Annotated in this window: 15 protein-coding genes; 10 read left to right on the top strand and 5 right to left on the bottom strand. The window is 65.3% G+C overall.

All coding sequences use genetic code 11. The features are described 5' to 3' along the window. Positions 1 to 18: 18 nt before the first annotated feature. Positions 19 to 1,206, top strand: coding sequence for a glycosyltransferase 87 family protein (locus VE759_RS00740; protein ID WP_324927288.1), 1,188 nt, complete (start codon positions 19 to 21; stop codon positions 1,204 to 1,206). Here the strand turns inward: VE759_RS00740 and VE759_RS00735 are convergent. After that, positions 1,193 to 1,741 (bottom strand): TetR/AcrR family transcriptional regulator, encoded by a 549-nt coding sequence (locus VE759_RS00735; protein ID WP_324927285.1) that lies wholly within the window; start codon positions 1,739 to 1,741, stop codon positions 1,193 to 1,195. The two genes, VE759_RS00740 and VE759_RS00735, sit on opposite strands and share 14 nt — an antisense overlap. Before the next feature lie 84 nt (positions 1,742 to 1,825). Here VE759_RS00735 and VE759_RS00730 point away from each other — a divergent pair, with 84 nt between their 5' ends. From VE759_RS00730 to VE759_RS00705, 6 genes are all read left to right on the top strand, one after another. Then, complete coding sequence (locus tag VE759_RS00730) at positions 1,826 to 2,647, top strand: alpha/beta hydrolase (protein ID WP_324927283.1); 822 nt, start codon at positions 1,826 to 1,828, stop codon at positions 2,645 to 2,647. 12 nt (positions 2,648 to 2,659) lie between these two features. After that, positions 2,660 to 4,117: an MFS transporter gene (locus VE759_RS00725; protein WP_324927281.1), complete on the top strand. Its 1,458-nt coding sequence runs from the start codon at positions 2,660 to 2,662 to the stop codon at positions 4,115 to 4,117. A 10-nt stretch (positions 4,118 to 4,127) separates the two neighbouring features. Further along, positions 4,128 to 4,820, top strand: coding sequence for a GAF and ANTAR domain-containing protein (locus VE759_RS00720; protein WP_324927278.1), 693 nt, complete (start codon positions 4,128 to 4,130; stop codon positions 4,818 to 4,820). Between the two features lie 171 nt (positions 4,821 to 4,991). Next, a complete protein-coding gene (locus VE759_RS00715; RefSeq protein WP_324927276.1) occupies positions 4,992 to 5,393 on the top strand; it encodes a hypothetical protein in 402 nt (133 codons plus the stop codon). Continuing rightward, positions 5,393 to 6,352, top strand: coding sequence for a PE-PPE domain-containing protein (locus tag VE759_RS00710; protein WP_324927274.1), 960 nt, complete (start codon positions 5,393 to 5,395; stop codon positions 6,350 to 6,352). Before VE759_RS00715 ends, VE759_RS00710 begins: the two co-directional genes overlap by 1 nt. Positions 6,353 to 6,638: 286 nt before the next feature. Further along, positions 6,639 to 7,760: an endonuclease/exonuclease/phosphatase family protein gene (locus VE759_RS00705; RefSeq protein WP_324927272.1), complete on the top strand. Its 1,122-nt coding sequence runs from the start codon at positions 6,639 to 6,641 to the stop codon at positions 7,758 to 7,760. A gap of 81 nt (positions 7,761 to 7,841) precedes the next feature. Here VE759_RS00705 and VE759_RS00700 read toward each other — a convergent pair whose 3' ends face one another. Continuing rightward, positions 7,842 to 8,144 (bottom strand): hypothetical protein, encoded by a 303-nt coding sequence (locus VE759_RS00700; RefSeq protein WP_324927270.1) that lies wholly within the window; start codon positions 8,142 to 8,144, stop codon positions 7,842 to 7,844. Between the two features lie 221 nt (positions 8,145 to 8,365). After that, complete coding sequence (locus tag VE759_RS00695; protein WP_324927268.1) at positions 8,366 to 8,812, bottom strand: winged helix-turn-helix transcriptional regulator; 447 nt, start codon at positions 8,810 to 8,812, stop codon at positions 8,366 to 8,368. 343 nt (positions 8,813 to 9,155) lie between these two features. On the opposite strand from VE759_RS00695, the gene VE759_RS00690 reads away from it, so the two are divergent. Genes VE759_RS00690 through VE759_RS00680 form a run of 3 tightly spaced genes read left to right on the top strand, consistent with a single transcriptional unit; the run spans position 9,156 to position 12,741 of the window. Then, positions 9,156 to 10,160: a LysR family transcriptional regulator gene (locus tag VE759_RS00690; protein ID WP_324927266.1), complete on the top strand. Its 1,005-nt coding sequence runs from the start codon at positions 9,156 to 9,158 to the stop codon at positions 10,158 to 10,160. Positions 10,161 to 10,170: 10 nt separating this feature from the next. Then, a complete protein-coding gene (locus VE759_RS00685; protein ID WP_324927264.1) occupies positions 10,171 to 11,319 on the top strand; it encodes a zinc-binding alcohol dehydrogenase family protein in 1,149 nt (382 codons plus the stop codon). A gap of 33 nt (positions 11,320 to 11,352) precedes the next feature. Continuing rightward, on the top strand, positions 11,353 to 12,741 hold the full coding sequence (locus tag VE759_RS00680) for a mercuric reductase (RefSeq protein WP_324927262.1): 1,389 nt from the start codon (positions 11,353 to 11,355) through the stop codon (positions 12,739 to 12,741). Positions 12,742 to 12,923: 182 nt separating this feature from the next. Here VE759_RS00680 and VE759_RS00675 read toward each other — a convergent pair whose 3' ends face one another. Both VE759_RS00675 and VE759_RS00670 read right to left on the bottom strand, forming a co-directional pair. Then, entirely contained in the window at positions 12,924 to 13,784 is an 861-nt protein-coding gene (locus VE759_RS00675; protein WP_324927259.1) for a hypothetical protein, read from the bottom strand. Between the two features lie 50 nt (positions 13,785 to 13,834). After that, positions 13,835 to 15,274: an FAD-binding oxidoreductase gene (locus VE759_RS00670; RefSeq protein WP_324927257.1), complete on the bottom strand. Its 1,440-nt coding sequence runs from the start codon at positions 15,272 to 15,274 to the stop codon at positions 13,835 to 13,837. Positions 15,275 to 15,300 lie beyond the last annotated feature (26 nt).

Raw genomic sequence — 15,300 nt, 5'->3', positions numbered from 1 at the left:
GCTCGAGGACTGCCGCTGATGCCTCGGCTTCGCAACCTGCTATCGGAACCCGCCGCGCTGTGTGCGGGCTTCGCCGTGTTCGCCGCGGTGACCTGCGTGACAGGCATGCCCGCCCAACGCACCTGGGCATACTGGGCGGTCGGCGCGTACATCGTCGGCGGCCTCGGCCTGGCGTTACTGCCGCGGGCGAGATGGCTGTGGGTGTCCGCGGTGACGCTCGTTGCGCTATTCGCCCCGTTGTTTCAGCTTGCGTTGCAATGGCAAGGCCAGAACGAAATTTGGATGGTGCAGCACGCCGCCGAACGCCTGGTGGGACCGGAATCGTTGTATCCCACCGACGACGGCGCGCTGGGCGACATGAACCACTACTTCCCTTATCTTCCGGCGATGGCGCTACTGGGCATGCCGGCCCGGCTGGCCCGGGGTCTGGAGTCGGCGCAGGTGATGACCGACGTGCGCTGGACGTTCGCCGCGGCATATCTCGTGTTTGCGTCGCTCACGATCAGCGGTCTGCGCGGTGACAGCGTTCGGGCGTGGCTGTGGTTTGTGGCCTCACCGGTCGCCGCGCTGCCGTTGGCGACCGGCGGCGACGATCTGCCGGTGATCGGGTTGTTATTGGCGGCACTCACGCTGTCGCGCGGGGACCGGACCGGGCTCGCCGGGGGGGTAACGGGCTTGGCCTGTGCGGCGAAGCTGACGGCGTGGCCGGTGGCGCTGGCTCTCGGCGTGATGACGCTCATTCGGCACGGCCATGCCGAGGCGCGGCGGTTCGGGTTGGCCTGCGTGGCGGCGACGGCGGCGTTCGTCGTGCCGGTCCTGATCACCCAGCCCCGCGGGCTGTATGTGCACGAGTTCGCGTTCCCGGCGGGTCTTGCCCGAGTGCGCAGCCCGGCGGCCAGCCCGCTGCCGGGTCACGTGCTCGCCGACTCGTTGGCAGACGGGCGGTGGATCGCGCTGGGCCTGCTGGGTCTGTGCGGGTCGGGTCTGTTGTGGTGGCTGGTGTGGCGTCCGCCCCGCGACGAGGCCGCGGTGGCGTGGTATTCGGCGGCCGCCGTGATCGCCGCGACGCTGTTCCTGCCTGCCAGCCGCATCGGCTACGTCGTATATCCAGTCATGCTGGTGCTGTTTGCGATTCACGTCCGAACCAGGGCCGGCGACGAAGCGCCGAGCGTCGAAGCGTCAGCAGCCGAGGTCACGACTCGGTGAACCTGGCCAACGCGGCGCGCACCGCGGCATTGCGCTTGCCCGCCTTCAGCTCGAGAAGGGCCGCTTCGGCCGTCATCGCCACCCACAATTGAGCGCATTCATACGGCCGAGGCCACTTCATCGCCTTGAAATCGGCTTGAACGATCGCGGCGCTGCCGGCGTTTCGGGTGCCGATCTCTTCGGCGATGAGCGGATCCGCGCGCGCCTCTAGCAGCAGCGCGCGCACGCCACGGTCGCGCAGGCAACCGTCCAAGTAAGTATTGGCGGCGACGACCAGTCGCCGGCGGCCCGGTTCAAGCTCCGCTGTCGCCTTGCGGATCTCGGTCAGCAGCCGATCGTGGAACTCACGATGGAGGGCCAACACATAGCTGGCCCGGTCGCCGAAGTGGTGAAAAAACGTGCCCTTGGAAACCTGGGCTTCCTCGACGAGGAGATTGATAGACAGACCGCTCAATCCCGTGCGCTCGGCCAATCGCAGGCCCGCGTCGATCAGCGACGTCCGGGTCCGCGCGGCGGCGGCTTGACGGGTGGTCATGTGCTAGCAGCCTAGGCGGCATTGCCCTCGGCGGGCCGCAAACGCTAAAGTTGACCGACCGGCCGGTCAACAAGAGGAGCCGAGATGCCTACACTGCAGGCGCGTACCGGCAAGGTGGCATACAGCGACACCGGTAGCGGACGCCCCATCGTGTTGTTGCATGCGACGTTGCACGACCGCCATGATTTCGACGCGATCAGCGACGCGTTGTCCCGCCACCATCGGGTCATCGCAGTGGATTGGCCCGGACATGGCGAATCGGACCGCGCCGACGGCATCACCGGCCCGCTGCTGGCCGACGTCTTGGAAGACATCGTCGACGCACTGAGATTGGAAAGCATTGTCCTGATCGGAAATTCCGTCGGAGGATCGGCGGCGGCGCGGCTGGCGATCAGCCGACCACAGACCGTGGCCGGACTGGTGCTTGTGAACACCGGCGGCTTCGTCCCGAATAACGCATTCACAATGCTCTTCTGCCGGCTGATGGGCACACCAGCGATCGCCCGCCGGTTGCTGCCCCGGCTGGTACCGCTCTATATGAGGGCGCAGACGGCGGCGGATGAGCGAATCGTCGAAAAGGCGGTGGCCCGCGCCCGCACAGCCGACGGGGCGGCGACGGCCGCGTCGCTGTGGCGCAGCTTCGCCAGCCCGGAATACGACCTGCGCGCCCGCGCACCTGCACTTCGCGCGCCCACACTCGTCGTCTGGGGCGTGCGCGACCCCACGTTGTCCGTGCGAATCGGACGGGCCACGCACGCCGGGATCGAACATTCCGAATTCGTCGCGTTGCAAACGGGTCACGTTGTGTTCTCATCGGACCCCGAGGGCTTCCTCCGGGTGGTCGAGCCGTTCCTGCGGCAAATCGACGCCGATGGGCACGTGGAAACGGCGTCCGAACCCGGGTGAATACTGCTCGGTGTGGACGCGGCAGCCAATCGTCCCGCCAGCATCCAGCGCCGGGTGATGGCGGTCGCGATCCTGGCGTCCTTCGTGGCATTCCTCGACGGCTCCGTGGTCAACTTGGCGTTGCCCGCAATGGCCAGGGACCTCGGTGGCGGCCTCCCGTTCCAGCAATGGGTCGTCGACTCCTACCTACTCACCCTGGGCGCGCTGATTCTTCTCGCCGGCTCGATCTCCGACGTTTTCGGCAGGGTGCCGGTTCTGCGGTTCGGGTTGATCGCGTTCGGGGCGGGTTCGGTGCTCGCCGCCGTCGCCCCGTCCAGCATTGTGCTCGTCGCTGCCCGGGCCATCCAGGGCCTTGGCGCCGCGTTCCTGGTGCCAAGCTCGCTGGCGCTGATCAACTCGACATTCGACAGCGAGGACCAGCCGAAGGCCATCGGAACGTGGACGGCCTGGACCGGCACCGCGTTCGTGCTCGGGCCGTTGCTCGGCGGCTTGGCGGTCGACCTGCTCCATTGGCGATGGATCTTCGTCCTGTCCGCGGTTCCCGTGCTCATTACGTATCCGCTGACAGTCGGGCTCAGTCGCGGTGGCGAACCCGCCGGGCGCCGAGACCCGATCGACGTGCTGGGCGCGGTGTTGGCGGCGGTCGGGTTGGCCGCCACCGTGTTCGCGCTGATCGAAGTTCAGCGGCTGGGGTTGAGGCATCCCGCGGTCGCGGGCGGGCTGGTGATCGGTCTGGTCAGCCTCGCGGCGTTCGTGTGGTGGCAGTTGCACGCGCCTCATCCGATGGTGCAGATGAGCCTATTCGGTGTGCGCAACTTCGGAATCGGGAATCTTGCAACAGTTTTCATCTATGCGGGTGTGTCGATTGGGACGCTGATCATTTCGCTGTTCACTCAGGAGGTGGCAGGGTTTTCGGCCACCGAGGCGGGTCTGGCCACGCTGCCATTGCCGGTGTTGTCGTTCCTGCTGGCCCGCCGCTTCGGTGCTTTGTCGGCACGTTTCGGTCCGCGCGCGTTCATGGCGGCTGGACCCGTACTCGCAGGCATCGGATTCCTCTTGATGCATCCTGTCGAGGGCAAGTTCAACTTCTGGCTGCAACTGTTTCCTGGGCTGATCGTGTTCGGGCTGGGCCTGGCGGTGACTGTGACGCCGCTGACGTCGGCCGTGCTGTCCGCCGTCGACGCGACGCACAGCGGCATCGCATCCGCGATCAATAACGCGGTGTCAAGACTCGCCGGGCTGATCGCGGTCGCCTTCGCCGGCGTGATCGCCGGCGGCGCGCTCGACTACGGCAGCTTTCTGCGATTGGCCGCCGTCACCGCGGCGGCGTTCCTGCTTGGCGGCATCGTCTCGGCGTTGGGTATCCGAAACCCCGCGCAGGCGCCCGAGCCGGTGCGGCCCGAGGACATGGCATGCTGCAACGATCGTGTTACCGCGCCGCCGCAGCTTCCGAGCCGGGCGCGCGCGTAAAGGAGGGTAGATGTCCCAGCCGCCGGATCGTGACCTGGCGATCAGAATGGCCGAGCTTGCGCGTGAGGTCGCGGTGCCGAGCACTGTCGAAGAGGTGTTGCAGCAAGTGACGGCGACGGCGCTGGAGCTGGTTCCCGGCGCCGACGCCGCCGGGGTGCTGCTGATCAGAAACGGCGGAAAGTTCGAGTCTCACGCCGTCACATCGGATCTACCGCACCAGCTCGATGTGCTACAGGAGAAGTTTCAGGAAGGACCATGTTTCGAGGCGGCCGTCGACGAGTTGATAGTTCGCACAGATGATTTCCGCACGGAGTCGCGGTGGCCGCGATACTCCCGAACCGTCGCAGAGATGGGTGTGCTGAGCGGACTGTCGTTCAAGTTGTACACCAGCGGCAGCACGGCAGGCGCGCTGAATCTCTTCGCCTTCGAGCCCAACGCCTTCAATGCGGAAGCCGAGGCCATGGGCTCCATTCTCGCAGCGCACGCCGCCGCCGCCATCCTGGCCAGCCGCCGGGGCGAACAACTGGAATCCGCTCTCACCACAAGGGATTTGATCGGTCAGGCCAAGGGAATCATTATGGAGCGGTTCCACGTCGACGCGGTGCGCGCGTTCGAACTTCTTCGCGAGCTGTCGCAGACCAGCAATGTCAAGCTGGTGGACATCGCCAAACGGATCGTGGATACCAGTCAAGAGGCGACCTGAACGCTCGTTACCGGTTTACCGGCGCCACAGCAGGTATGCGGCGCCACCGCCGTCGCCCGGCGTTCATCATTAGCGGGGGGTGAGTGACGGGTCGACGTTTCGGTTAATTCGAATGGGTGGGAGCCGTGATCCGATCAACGTGTAAAGAAACAGAAAGCGAAGGAGCAAGCGATGCCTGGACCCGATGTTGCGGCGAACAACGCCCTCGATGGTGTATTCGAGAACGGGCAACCTCGCCCCTGGGCATGGGTCGACGTTCGCAACGATTACACGCTCGGCCACAATCAGCTCCACCGCAATGAGCGCGGCGAGCAGGACCGCGGCCCATGGCGTCACACGATGCCCGATGGAACGCAACATCCCGGCACACCATCGCACCTGGATCACGGCGTCGGCGCGGCCGAGGCCGTCGCGTTTCGCTACGTCGGCAGCGACGGAGTGCGCGTCGACCTGCCCGACATTCTGATCCTGCTCTATGAGGACTTGCTCGAACGCCGCGGCCCCAACGGGATGGCGAATCTGCGCCAGCTTGCTTCGGAACTGCGTGAGCTTCCTTGGAATAGGCAGCAGTAGTGGCGACCTGGGCCGACTTCAATGCTGCGCAGGATGGCGTGTTCCATGTTCGGCACGCAATCCTGACATTCAGTGGCACATGGGCCGCGCCTGGCACGGGCTACTGCTCATGGGTGGCGCAGGCCGCAAACCAGGATCTGGTCTTCGAAGTGCCGGTCATTGCCCCGTGGACATTCGGTTTCGTCCAAGGGGCCGTTGACGCTCCCAGCTACCGGCAGTCGGTGCGTATCGGGGTCGAGTGGGCGGTCAATTGGATCGAAGACCATCCGGGGCAGACGTTCATGCTCGGCGGCTACAGCCAGGGCGCAGAGGCGGCGTCGCGAGTGTTCCAAGAGCTCCAGCCCGGCGGCCGACTGGCTGATCGCCGTGGCGACTTCGTGGCCGGCTACGCGTTCGGGAACCCGATGCGCCAGGCGGCCCACACGTTTCCCGGTGGTGTCGATCCCGGCGGTGCCGGCATCGCCACGGTGCAGCTGCAAGACACCCCAGTCGAGTGGCATGACCATGCGAACCCGGGCGACATGTACACCACCACACCGTTCGGCCAGACCGGCACGATCATGCGCGACGTCTACGAGGGGCTGATCGACATTCAGCTCAATGACCCAGTGGGGTTCTCGGCGGCTGAGGTCCGCGCGCTGTTGTCGTTGATGAGGGACGCGGGCGGGTCGCTGCCGCCGAGCATGCTCAGTCAGCTCGGCGGCGCCGGACCGTTAATCGGCGCTTTCGGCGGTCTCGGCGGCTTCTTCGGAGGCGAGGGCGGAGCACAGACGCCGGGCGCGGTCGCGGCAATCCAAGCGGCGATCATCGGTCTGCGGTTCATCAGCACGAATCCGCCGACCGCTCCGCACATCACCTACGAGTTCACCGAGGCCGCGCCGGGGATTACGCACATCGGGCACGCCGTGAACCACGTCAATCAACGAGCGGCGCTGGTGGCTGCCCGCGCAGCCGCATAGGCGGCCGTCACAATGCCCGCACGTCCGGATATTTTGCGATTGCAGCGTCAATGGTGCGGTATTGGCGCACGCAGCGAAGGCATATATGGGCATATATCCCTCAGCACCGAATTGCTTGAGATAACGAACTTCCTTCCTGCCGTCTGCCAACGGGACACTTCTCGGTTGTACGGCATTAACCCGACAGATGTGCCGAATCATCGCAGGCGAATTGGAACAAGGAACTCACAGTTTTCTCACAGTATTTCGGTTTTGTCGCCTCAACGCCCGTGCTGGACTGGTAGCCATGATCATCGCAACATTCAACGTGGAGAATTTGTTTGCGCGCGCAAAGGCCCTCAAACCATCCATGGACGCCGACACCACATCGAAGACGTTGGCTGCCCATGCCGAGATCAACGATCTATTCAACAAGCCAACCTACGACGAGACGACCAAGCAACGGATCCTCGAGTTGCTCGATCAATTGGGTCTGCTAGAGAGCGACGAGTCGGACTTGGTCAGGCTGCGGATAATCCGCGGCAAGCTGCTGACCCGGCACAAGGATAAGACCGTCGACATTGTCGCCTCGGGCCGTGCGGACTGGATCGGGTTTGTCGAACTGCGCACCGAGGCTGTTGACGACCTTGCGATGGACCACACTGCCATGGTGATGCGCGATTTAAAGGCCGACGTGCTGGGTGTGGTGGAAGCGGAAAGTCGTCCAACATTGGAAATGTTCTCGACCGCGGTGTTGGATGCTGTCCCCGGCGGGAAGCCCTACGAGCGCTGCATGTTGGTCGAAGGCAACGACGATCGTGGTATAGATGTCGGGCTCTTGTGGCGAGAATCCTTTGAGCTCAAAGATATCCGGACACACGTCTTCGATCGTGACAGCAACGGTGAGATCTTTTCGCGCGACTGCTGCGAATACCACTTGCAAGCGCCGAGTGGGTCAACGTTGCTCGTCCTGATGAACCACTTCAAGTCCAAGGGCTATTCAACACCGGCCGATCCAGGGGGCGGGAAGAAACGCACCCGGCAAGCCAAACGGGTTGCCGACATCTACCACTCACTCATCGACGAGGGCTTCGACCAGATCGCCGTCCTGGGCGACCTAAACGACACGCCCGACAGCAAGCCACTCAACTCACTGGTAGCGAAAACCGATCTGCAAGACATCAGCACCCATCAGGACTTCGACTGGCAGGGACGCCACGGTACCTACGGCGGCTCAAACACTGACAAAATTGACTACGTCCTACTGTCGCCGGCCCTGTTCCGCCGGGCCGTCAAAGGCGGCGTTTTCCGTAAGGGCGTTTGGCGAGGGCCGAGAACCAAGAACCCTTGGCCGATATACGACACATTGACCGCCAAAGTGCACGAAGCATCCGACCACGCCGCAGTGTGGGCCGAATTAGATCTCTGACCACCGAAAAACCCGCGCATCCAAGCGCGGGTTTCGGAGAAATACTTTTTGCGCGTCGGCGCTGTCGCGGGTGTGAACCGGTCAGCGGTTTGGCGTCCGCGGGCTATTTCGTGCCGCCAAGATGCCGGCGTACCCGAAGAGGATGCCGGTGCCCATCGCTGTGGCCAGGCTGACCCACGAATACCACGTCACACCGGTGTGCGGCAGCGAAACGAAGCTGTCCTGTAGACCGGGCAACAACGTCGGCAGCAAATGCCCGTACGTGGACGCCAGAGCGGTGCCGAACCCTACCACGATCGCCGCCTGCGCCGCCCAGGTACGCCGTGTCAACACCATGATCACCGCGATCGCGATTGACAGCGCCTCGGCTCCTCCGCCAATCATGACGAGCATCGTCGCCGCCGACATCCCGCGGCGTACATGAGCTACGGCGTGCTCCCCGAATCCAACCGCCAACGCCGCAGCACACCAGCGCAAAAGGCGTTGCGCCCGAACCGGGTTTCGCTAACCGATCCAGCGCGATTTGCGGTCCGGCGAAACCCCACTGCTCGCGCAACCGCTTTCGTTATGGAGCTTCACGTCAGTTGTCGCCGAGACGGGAAGCCCTACCAGGCGTCCGGTTCGAACTCGGCGGTCATCTCCCGCCAGGACACGGGTTCGGCGCAGTGGGCGCATGTCATGCGTGGCTCGGCCGGGTGCCCGCAGCCGCGATGGATCAGCCGCACCGGTGGAATGTCGTTCTTGTACTTGTCACCCCAGGCAGTGAGGGACACCAGCACCGGATAGAGATCGGCGCCCTTGGTGGTGAGCCGGTACTCGTACCGCGCGGGGTGGTCCTGGTACCGAACCCGGTCCAGAATTCCCTCGGCCACCAGGACCCGGAGTCGGTCGTTGAGCACGTTGCTGCCCAGGCCGAGCTTCGAGCGGAAGTGGTCGTAGCGGCACTCGCCGCGGAAGCACTCGCGCAGGATCATCATCGTCCACCGCTCGCCGATCACCGACCAGGTGCGGGCGACGGAGCAGTAGAGGTCCTTCAACTCGTCGTGCTTCATACCGCCAGCATAGGACAGACATTTTTCGAGTCCCATGAGCTTGACCGACGCGGCGGCACCCTGCTATGGTCAGACTCAATTCGAGTCTAACTCAGCGTGGAGGTTCGTCAGGTGCCCTACTACCAGTTACCGTTCGCACCCGTGGCGCGACGCCGCAGCATAAGGCCGAGATGGGCCGCGGCGATCAGGAAGGATGCAGCTGTCGCGACTGGACAGTCGTCGCAAGGTGGGTAACTCCGACGAGGCGTCTGCGCTCAAGCCGGTTCCACAGAACGGATCTACGCCGGCCGGCGCGGTGCATAGGCCAAGCCAAATGGGACTGGCTGAAGCGGCGGCCGCCGCGGTGGAGCCGGCGGCGCTGCAGGGCCGCAGCTATCACCACTTCACGCCGGCAAAACTGGAGGCGTTTGTGGTGGTCGCGGAGGAAGGCGGATTCTCGGCAGCCAGCCGTCGGCTGCACATAAGCCAGCCGGCTTTGTCGCAGACGATCAACGCTCTCGAGCGTCAGGTCGGCGTCGATCTGTTCGTGCGTAGTAGTACCGGAGTGCAAACCACCCAGGCGGGACGGGTACTGCTGGATGAGGCCCGAGCGGTCCTGGCCTGCCACGACCAGCTAATCGGCGCCATTGCGGCGTATATGGCCGAGGGCGGTGGTGTCATCCGGCTCGGGATTCCCCTCGAACTTGCGCCTGATGTGTTGCGGGCGCTCGCCAAGTTCAGCGCGGATCATCCTCAAACGCGAGTGGAGCCCCGCCACCTCTCAATGGCCGAGCAGTTGGCCGCGCTGCGCAGCGGTCAACTCGAGGTGAGCTTCATGCGTGAAAAACCCCCTGGCCCAGAGTTCGACACCATGCTGGTTGCCCGGGAGAACCTGGGCGTGCTTCTCGCCGAGGAGCTGGCCGCGCGGCTCGCCGAACCCGAAGGCATCCGGCTCGACGCCCTCGCCGGGCTGGACTGGGTCGGCTTCCCGCGCTCAAACAGCCCCGCTTGGTACGACGAGCTGGCCGCCATCATGCGCACCCACGGTATTGACGCGGGAACTACAGGCGGCGACCATTTTCGGATCCCGTCGGTCATGTTCACTGCTGTGGCCTCGGGCCGCGCCTTCGCGCTCGCCCCACCGCTGTGGGCCCATCCCATCCCGCGCACCGTGGTATGGACACCGCTCGCCGACGATCCGGTCGTGCGGCGCACCTGGGCGGTTTGGCCAGCAGGTTCGCGCCGCCGCGACGTCGCCCAGCTGATCACGGCATTCGAGCTCAGCGAGCATCCTGCATCGAACCTCGCTGAGGCAGAAGACCCCGGTCGCGCTCTGATTTCCAGACGCAATCGGCAACGCAGCGCCTAAGGAACTGGCGATGAAGACACCGCATATCCCAGAGACTTTCCTCGGAGTCGGCTACACCAGGCATCGGGCAGGTCTCCCGCTTGAAGGTCTTCGCGTCCGTGTGCCTAAGCCGGCGGACGACCAGGTACTCGTCCGCATCGCCGCCTCGTCGCTCAACCCACTGGAGCATAAGCTCGCCGACCTCAACTTCATGGGACGGACGCCCCCAGTCGTTCTCGGTCTTGACCTCGCCGGCGTGGTGGTCGCCGTGGGCGATGGTGTAAATGGCGTAGCCGTCGGCGACGCGGTGGCCGCCATGGCCGATTTGAACGGCGATGGCGGCTGGGTCGCGAGCGGCGGAAGCGGAGGCGAAGGCGGCTATGCCCTCGCACACGAATTCCTCACCGTTCACAAGCCACCGTCCCTGAGCTTCCGCGATGCGGCGGCGCTTCCGATGGCCTTCCTGTCCGCTTTCGCGGGTCTTTACCGGGCGGTCCAGGCCGATGACACGGTCTATATCCCGGGCGGTGGGGGCGGCGTCGGGCATCTCGCCGTGCAGATGGCGGCGCGTGCCCTGGGGGCCGGACTGGTCATCAGCAGCGGCAGCACGCCGCAATCGATCGCATTGGCCCGGCAGTCCGGCGCGCAGGCCGTTTTCGATTACAAGCGCGACGACATCGGCGCCGAAATCGCCAAGCTGACCGGTGGCCGGGGCGTTGACCTCGTCTTCGACGCCACCTACAGCGAGCAGGGCTTTGTCGAGACCGCGAAGACCGTCCGGCGCGGCGGCACCTGGATTGTGCTCGGCGTCGGTCCCGGCAAGACGACGCGCTTGGTCGAAACGCACAGCCCGGTGGATGCCATCCTGGCCGAGCGCGGCGCCACGGCCGTCAACGTCAATCTGCTGCGCTACTTCTCCGACCCCGCCACGCTCGACAGCGAGGCGCGCGTCTTTCTCCGGCGCGGGATGGATCTGGCGATGCAGTGGGCGGCGCAGGGACTTGTGGTCCCGCACATCGGCCAGACCATCGATAGCACTGTGGAGGCGATTAATGCGGGACTGCAGTCGCTGAAGGCGGGCCGTGGTGTAGTGGGCAAGGTGGCGGTGATCGTGGATCGCGACCTGGCCGGGGACCAGCCGACGATGTGGATGCGTCGCCCGGCTGAGTACAGCCAGTGACGCATGCGGAAGACAGCGCGGGGAGAAGACGCAATGGCCGATGAACATTACGACGCGATCGTGATAGGGACCAGCCAAGGCGGCCGGTTCCTCCCCGTCGACCTGGCGAAGGCGGGCCAGAAGGTGGCGCTCGTTGAGCGTGACCACCTCGGCGGTGTCTGCGTCAACACGGGGTGCACCCCGACGAAGACGCTGGTCGCCAGCGCGCGTCTCGCATACCAGGCGCGCCGCGGCGCGGAGTATGGCGTGCGTATCGGTCCGGTATCGGTGGACCTGGCCGCGGTGCGCGAGCGCAAACGGGCCATGGTCGCCGGCGCGCGGGAGAACTATGCGAGCCGCCTGGCGCAGGACGGGCTTGACCTGATCGAAGGCGAGGCCCATTTCACGGGGCCGACGACGGTCGAAGTCGCGTTGACAGACGGCGGGACACGGCAAATCAGCGCGCCGGTGGTGGTCATCGACGCGGGCACCCGGCCCAAGCCGCCGGGGATCACCGGCGCGGGCGACGTCGCCGTGCTCGATTCAACGTCGATCATGGAGTTGGACAAGCTGCCGGAGCACCTGATCATCCTCGGCGGTGGCTACATCGGGCTGGAGTTCGGGCAGATGTTCCGCCGGTTCGGCAGCGAAGTGACCATCATCCAAAGCGGCGCGCGCCTGCTGAAGATGGAGGACGAGGACGTCTCCGACGAGGTTGCGGCTATCTTGCGCGACGACGGGATCACGGTCCTGACCTCGTCGACGCCGGTCCGGGTTGAGCCGACCGACGGCGACCGCCTGCGGCTGACCGTTCGCACCCAGGACGGTGAGCGACAGCTCGACGGCTCGCACCTGCTGTCGGCCATCGGCCGCATTCCAAATACGGACGCGCTCACCGTCGAGAAGGCCGGCATCCGTCTCAATGACCGCGGCTTCATCGAAGTCGACGAGTACCTGCAAACCAGTGCCCCCGGCGTCTATGCAATGGGCGACGTCACGGGGCCGCCGGCCTTCACACACTCGTCCTACGACGACTACCGCATCCTGCACGCCAACCTCATCGCCGGCGAGAAGGCGAGCACGCGCGACCGGATCGTCCCTTACACGGTGTTCATCGACCCGCAGCTTGGCCGCGCCGGCATCACCGAGCGCGAGGCCAGGACGCAAGGACGCGCGATTCGCGTGGCGAAGCTCCCGATGAACGCCGTGGTCCGGGCCCTCGAAACCGGGGAGACGCGCGGCTTCATGAAGGCCGTCATCGACGCGGACAGCGGGCAGATCCTGGGCTGCGCGGTCCTCGGCAGTGAAGGCGGCGAGATCATGACCATGATCCAGGTCGCCATGCTGGGCAAGCTCACTTACACCGCCATGGCGGACGCGATCTTCACGCACCCGCTCCTGGCGGAAGGCCTAAACAGCCTCTTCGCGATGTTCGACGCCTAAGGCGGCGCGTTGTCCCGCAGCCAGCTCACCGACTTGTCGGCCACACGACCGCGACGGTTGCCTGCAGCACCTCCACGATTGCGGGAGATGCCTACGGCTATGGCTTGAAGACGGATCAAGCCCGGCACGGAACGCTTCAGGACCGTCGCATATTGCTGACGAAGCCGCTACGGCATTGACGCCTACTTCCCGACGTTTCCACAGATGATCGGCTGGAAGTAGAGGGTCGGCTGGCCGTTCTGCAGGACCTGAGCCGACGATCCGAGGTGGACGTTGAGATACCACCCCGACGGAGGCGGGGCCTGGTCGACATTCTGGATGACCGTGGTCTGGTAGGCGGCGCCGCTAGCCAAGGCGACCAGATCATTCAATGGGTACTTGACCGCTCCCTGAGCCTCACATGTGCCGAGGTAGATGTTTTGGGCGTGGGCGCTGCCCGGCGCAAGAGCGGTGGCCGACGTGGCGACGGTCAAGGTTTTGTTTCCCGGGTCGTATGTCAAATTGGCCGAACCCTGGGGACGTTGGCCCACGGGTGCCATGGTGAGGGTGGTCGTAGCGACGGCGGCGGTGATGTCCGCACAGGCGATCGGCGCGTTGCCGAGTTGATCGGGACCGCCGGGCTGGGCGCCCGCAGCCACGTGCATATTGAGGGCGGTGCCCGGGAGGAGACCTCCTGGGGCGAGCTGCTCACTGGTGACGCTGGTGTTGATCGCCCCTGCGCCGTCCGCGGTCACGACCGGGAACGGGACGGCAACGTTTCCCAACGTGGCGCAGCCGCCCCGGCGAATGTCTAACGCATAGGTGCCGCCCGGGGTAAACCCGGCCATCTGCAGCTTGGCGGTGATGTTCTTGCTTTGCGGATCCCAGCTCAGCGCCGCCATGCCGCTCGGCCGGTAGGAGAGGGCGACCTTGATGACGGCCGCTGCACCCGACGCGGTCGGGCTCGATGACTGCGGATGAGAGTTGCATCCGGCGACCGCCGCGGCGGCCAGGACCGCCGCCATGATCCGTGTGAAGCTCGTTTTGTTGGTGCCGGCCTTCATGATTCTGCTCCCAGCTCTGGCAAACTGCCCTCAAACTCGCCATGCACCGTCTAGAAATTGAGCCCGGAGAACATGACCCGGCCGGGATCATACTTCTGCCGTACGGCGCTCAGCCGGGATAAATTCGGGCCAAAGTAGCGCGATGGCGGCTGGTTTGCCTCGAGATAGTTGACGTAGCCGCCGACCGAATACGGTTGCACCGCTTGGTGTGCCGTGTTGAGCCAGTTGGTCGCTGCCGAGGGGGAACCGGCTGTTTCGACGTACCACTGCACCAGCGCGGACTGCCGACGCCACGGAAAGGCTGTGGCCTCCGGCGCCACCGTGGCGAGGACACCGTCGAGGGCATGCATGATCGCCAACATACGACCGGCCCCACGCGGGAAGGCGTCGACCGCCGAGGCGATCCCCTGGGCGGCGGCCGGAGTGATCGTCGTGAAAACATCGGAACCGCCGACATATCCGAGCGGCGATGGGTTGAGGTTCCCGACGGCCAGATACCTCACAAGGTCCAAATAGTTGAACGTGTGGTTCTCGGTCCCGGTCGGTTGCATTCCAACGGCTGAAATGATGGCGCTCGCCGCGCCGCTACCCGACCCGGCCGGGCAGGTCGCAAGAATACGACACTGCGTACCGAGCGCGTCGGTGGTGCTGTCCGCCAGTGCCCAGCTGTTTCGGTCGGCGGTACGCAGCCAATTCTGCCAACCGAGGAGCACCTGCGCGAACGACTGCGGCGGGAAATTGAGGTTCACGACGTCGACGTCGCCGGTGGGGAACGTGGCGAAGGTCAGCGATGTTGTCACCCCGAAGTGGCCGCCACCGCCGCCGCGCAACGCCCAGAACAGGTCCGGTTGGTTGGCGGTAGACGCGGTGACCGCCTGGCCGCCGGGCAACACCACCGACGCCGACGTCAACGCGTCACACATGAGGCCCGCGTGCCGGGAATGCGCGCCCACCCCGCCGCCCAGGGAATGACCCGCGGTACCGACACTCGGGCAGGTACCGGTCGGGATGCCCCGGCCGGCCGCGGCCAGCGCTTGGTGCAGCGCATACAAACTGGTCGCGGGCGTCACCGTGACGTACCCGGTGGCGGCGTCGTAATTGATTCCCCCGGGCAGCTGACGCAGGTCGAGCACCATGACTCCGTTCGCCGTGGACGCCCCCACATAGGAGTGCCCACCACTGCGCGGAGCGACCTTTAGATTGTGGGCGGCAGCGAATACCATCGCCTTTTGCACGTCCGCCGGCGATGTCGCGTTGACGACCGCCGCCGGCGTCGAGTCGTTGTAGTTGGTGTTGAAAACTTGTTTGGCCGTCGCGAATTGCGCACCGCTGTCCGGCGTTAGCACCTGCCCGCCGATGGCGGTGGAAAGACCGGTCCAGCCCGAAGTATTTGGATCGGCACTGACTCGGACCGAGCTGAAAACCGCGCCGGCGGCTAACGCTCCGGCGGCACCACGCAGAAACGTCTGGCGTGAGATCTCACGCGCCATCGGGCTCCCGCAATTGCATCATGTCC

The organism is Mycobacterium sp., assembly GCF_035640695.1.
Lineage (GTDB): Bacteria > Actinomycetota > Actinomycetes > Mycobacteriales > Mycobacteriaceae > Mycobacterium.
The sequence above is the reverse complement of the archived record's forward strand: the minus strand, read 5'-3'. Positions and strand labels throughout refer to the sequence as shown.

Bases quoted from the DNA above. Each gene is read 5' to 3' on its own strand.
- VE759_RS00695 (WP_324927268.1), bottom strand. From the start codon at position 8,812: ATGAAGCACGACGAGTTGAAGGACCTCTACTGCTCCGTCGCCCGCACC.
- VE759_RS00730 (WP_324927283.1), top strand. From the start codon at position 1,826: ATGCCTACACTGCAGGCGCGTACCGGCAAGGTGGCATACAGCGACACC.
- VE759_RS00705 (WP_324927272.1), top strand. From the start codon at position 6,639: ATGATCATCGCAACATTCAACGTGGAGAATTTGTTTGCGCGCGCAAAG.
- VE759_RS00675 (WP_324927259.1), bottom strand. From the start codon at position 13,784: ATGAAGGCCGGCACCAACAAAACGAGCTTCACACGGATCATGGCGGCG.
- VE759_RS00715 (WP_324927276.1), top strand. From the start codon at position 4,992: ATGCCTGGACCCGATGTTGCGGCGAACAACGCCCTCGATGGTGTATTC.
- VE759_RS00685 (WP_324927264.1), top strand. From the start codon at position 10,171: ATGAAGACACCGCATATCCCAGAGACTTTCCTCGGAGTCGGCTACACC.
- VE759_RS00670 (WP_324927257.1), bottom strand. From the start codon at position 15,274: ATGGCGCGTGAGATCTCACGCCAGACGTTTCTGCGTGGTGCCGCCGGA.
- VE759_RS00740 (WP_324927288.1), top strand. From the start codon at position 19: ATGCCTCGGCTTCGCAACCTGCTATCGGAACCCGCCGCGCTGTGTGCG.
- VE759_RS00680 (WP_324927262.1), top strand. From the start codon at position 11,353: ATGGCCGATGAACATTACGACGCGATCGTGATAGGGACCAGCCAAGGC.
- VE759_RS00700 (WP_324927270.1), bottom strand. From the start codon at position 8,144: ATGATTGGCGGAGGAGCCGAGGCGCTGTCAATCGCGATCGCGGTGATC.
- VE759_RS00720 (WP_324927278.1), top strand. From the start codon at position 4,128: ATGTCCCAGCCGCCGGATCGTGACCTGGCGATCAGAATGGCCGAGCTT.
- VE759_RS00735 (WP_324927285.1), bottom strand. From the start codon at position 1,741: ATGACCACCCGTCAAGCCGCCGCCGCGCGGACCCGGACGTCGCTGATC.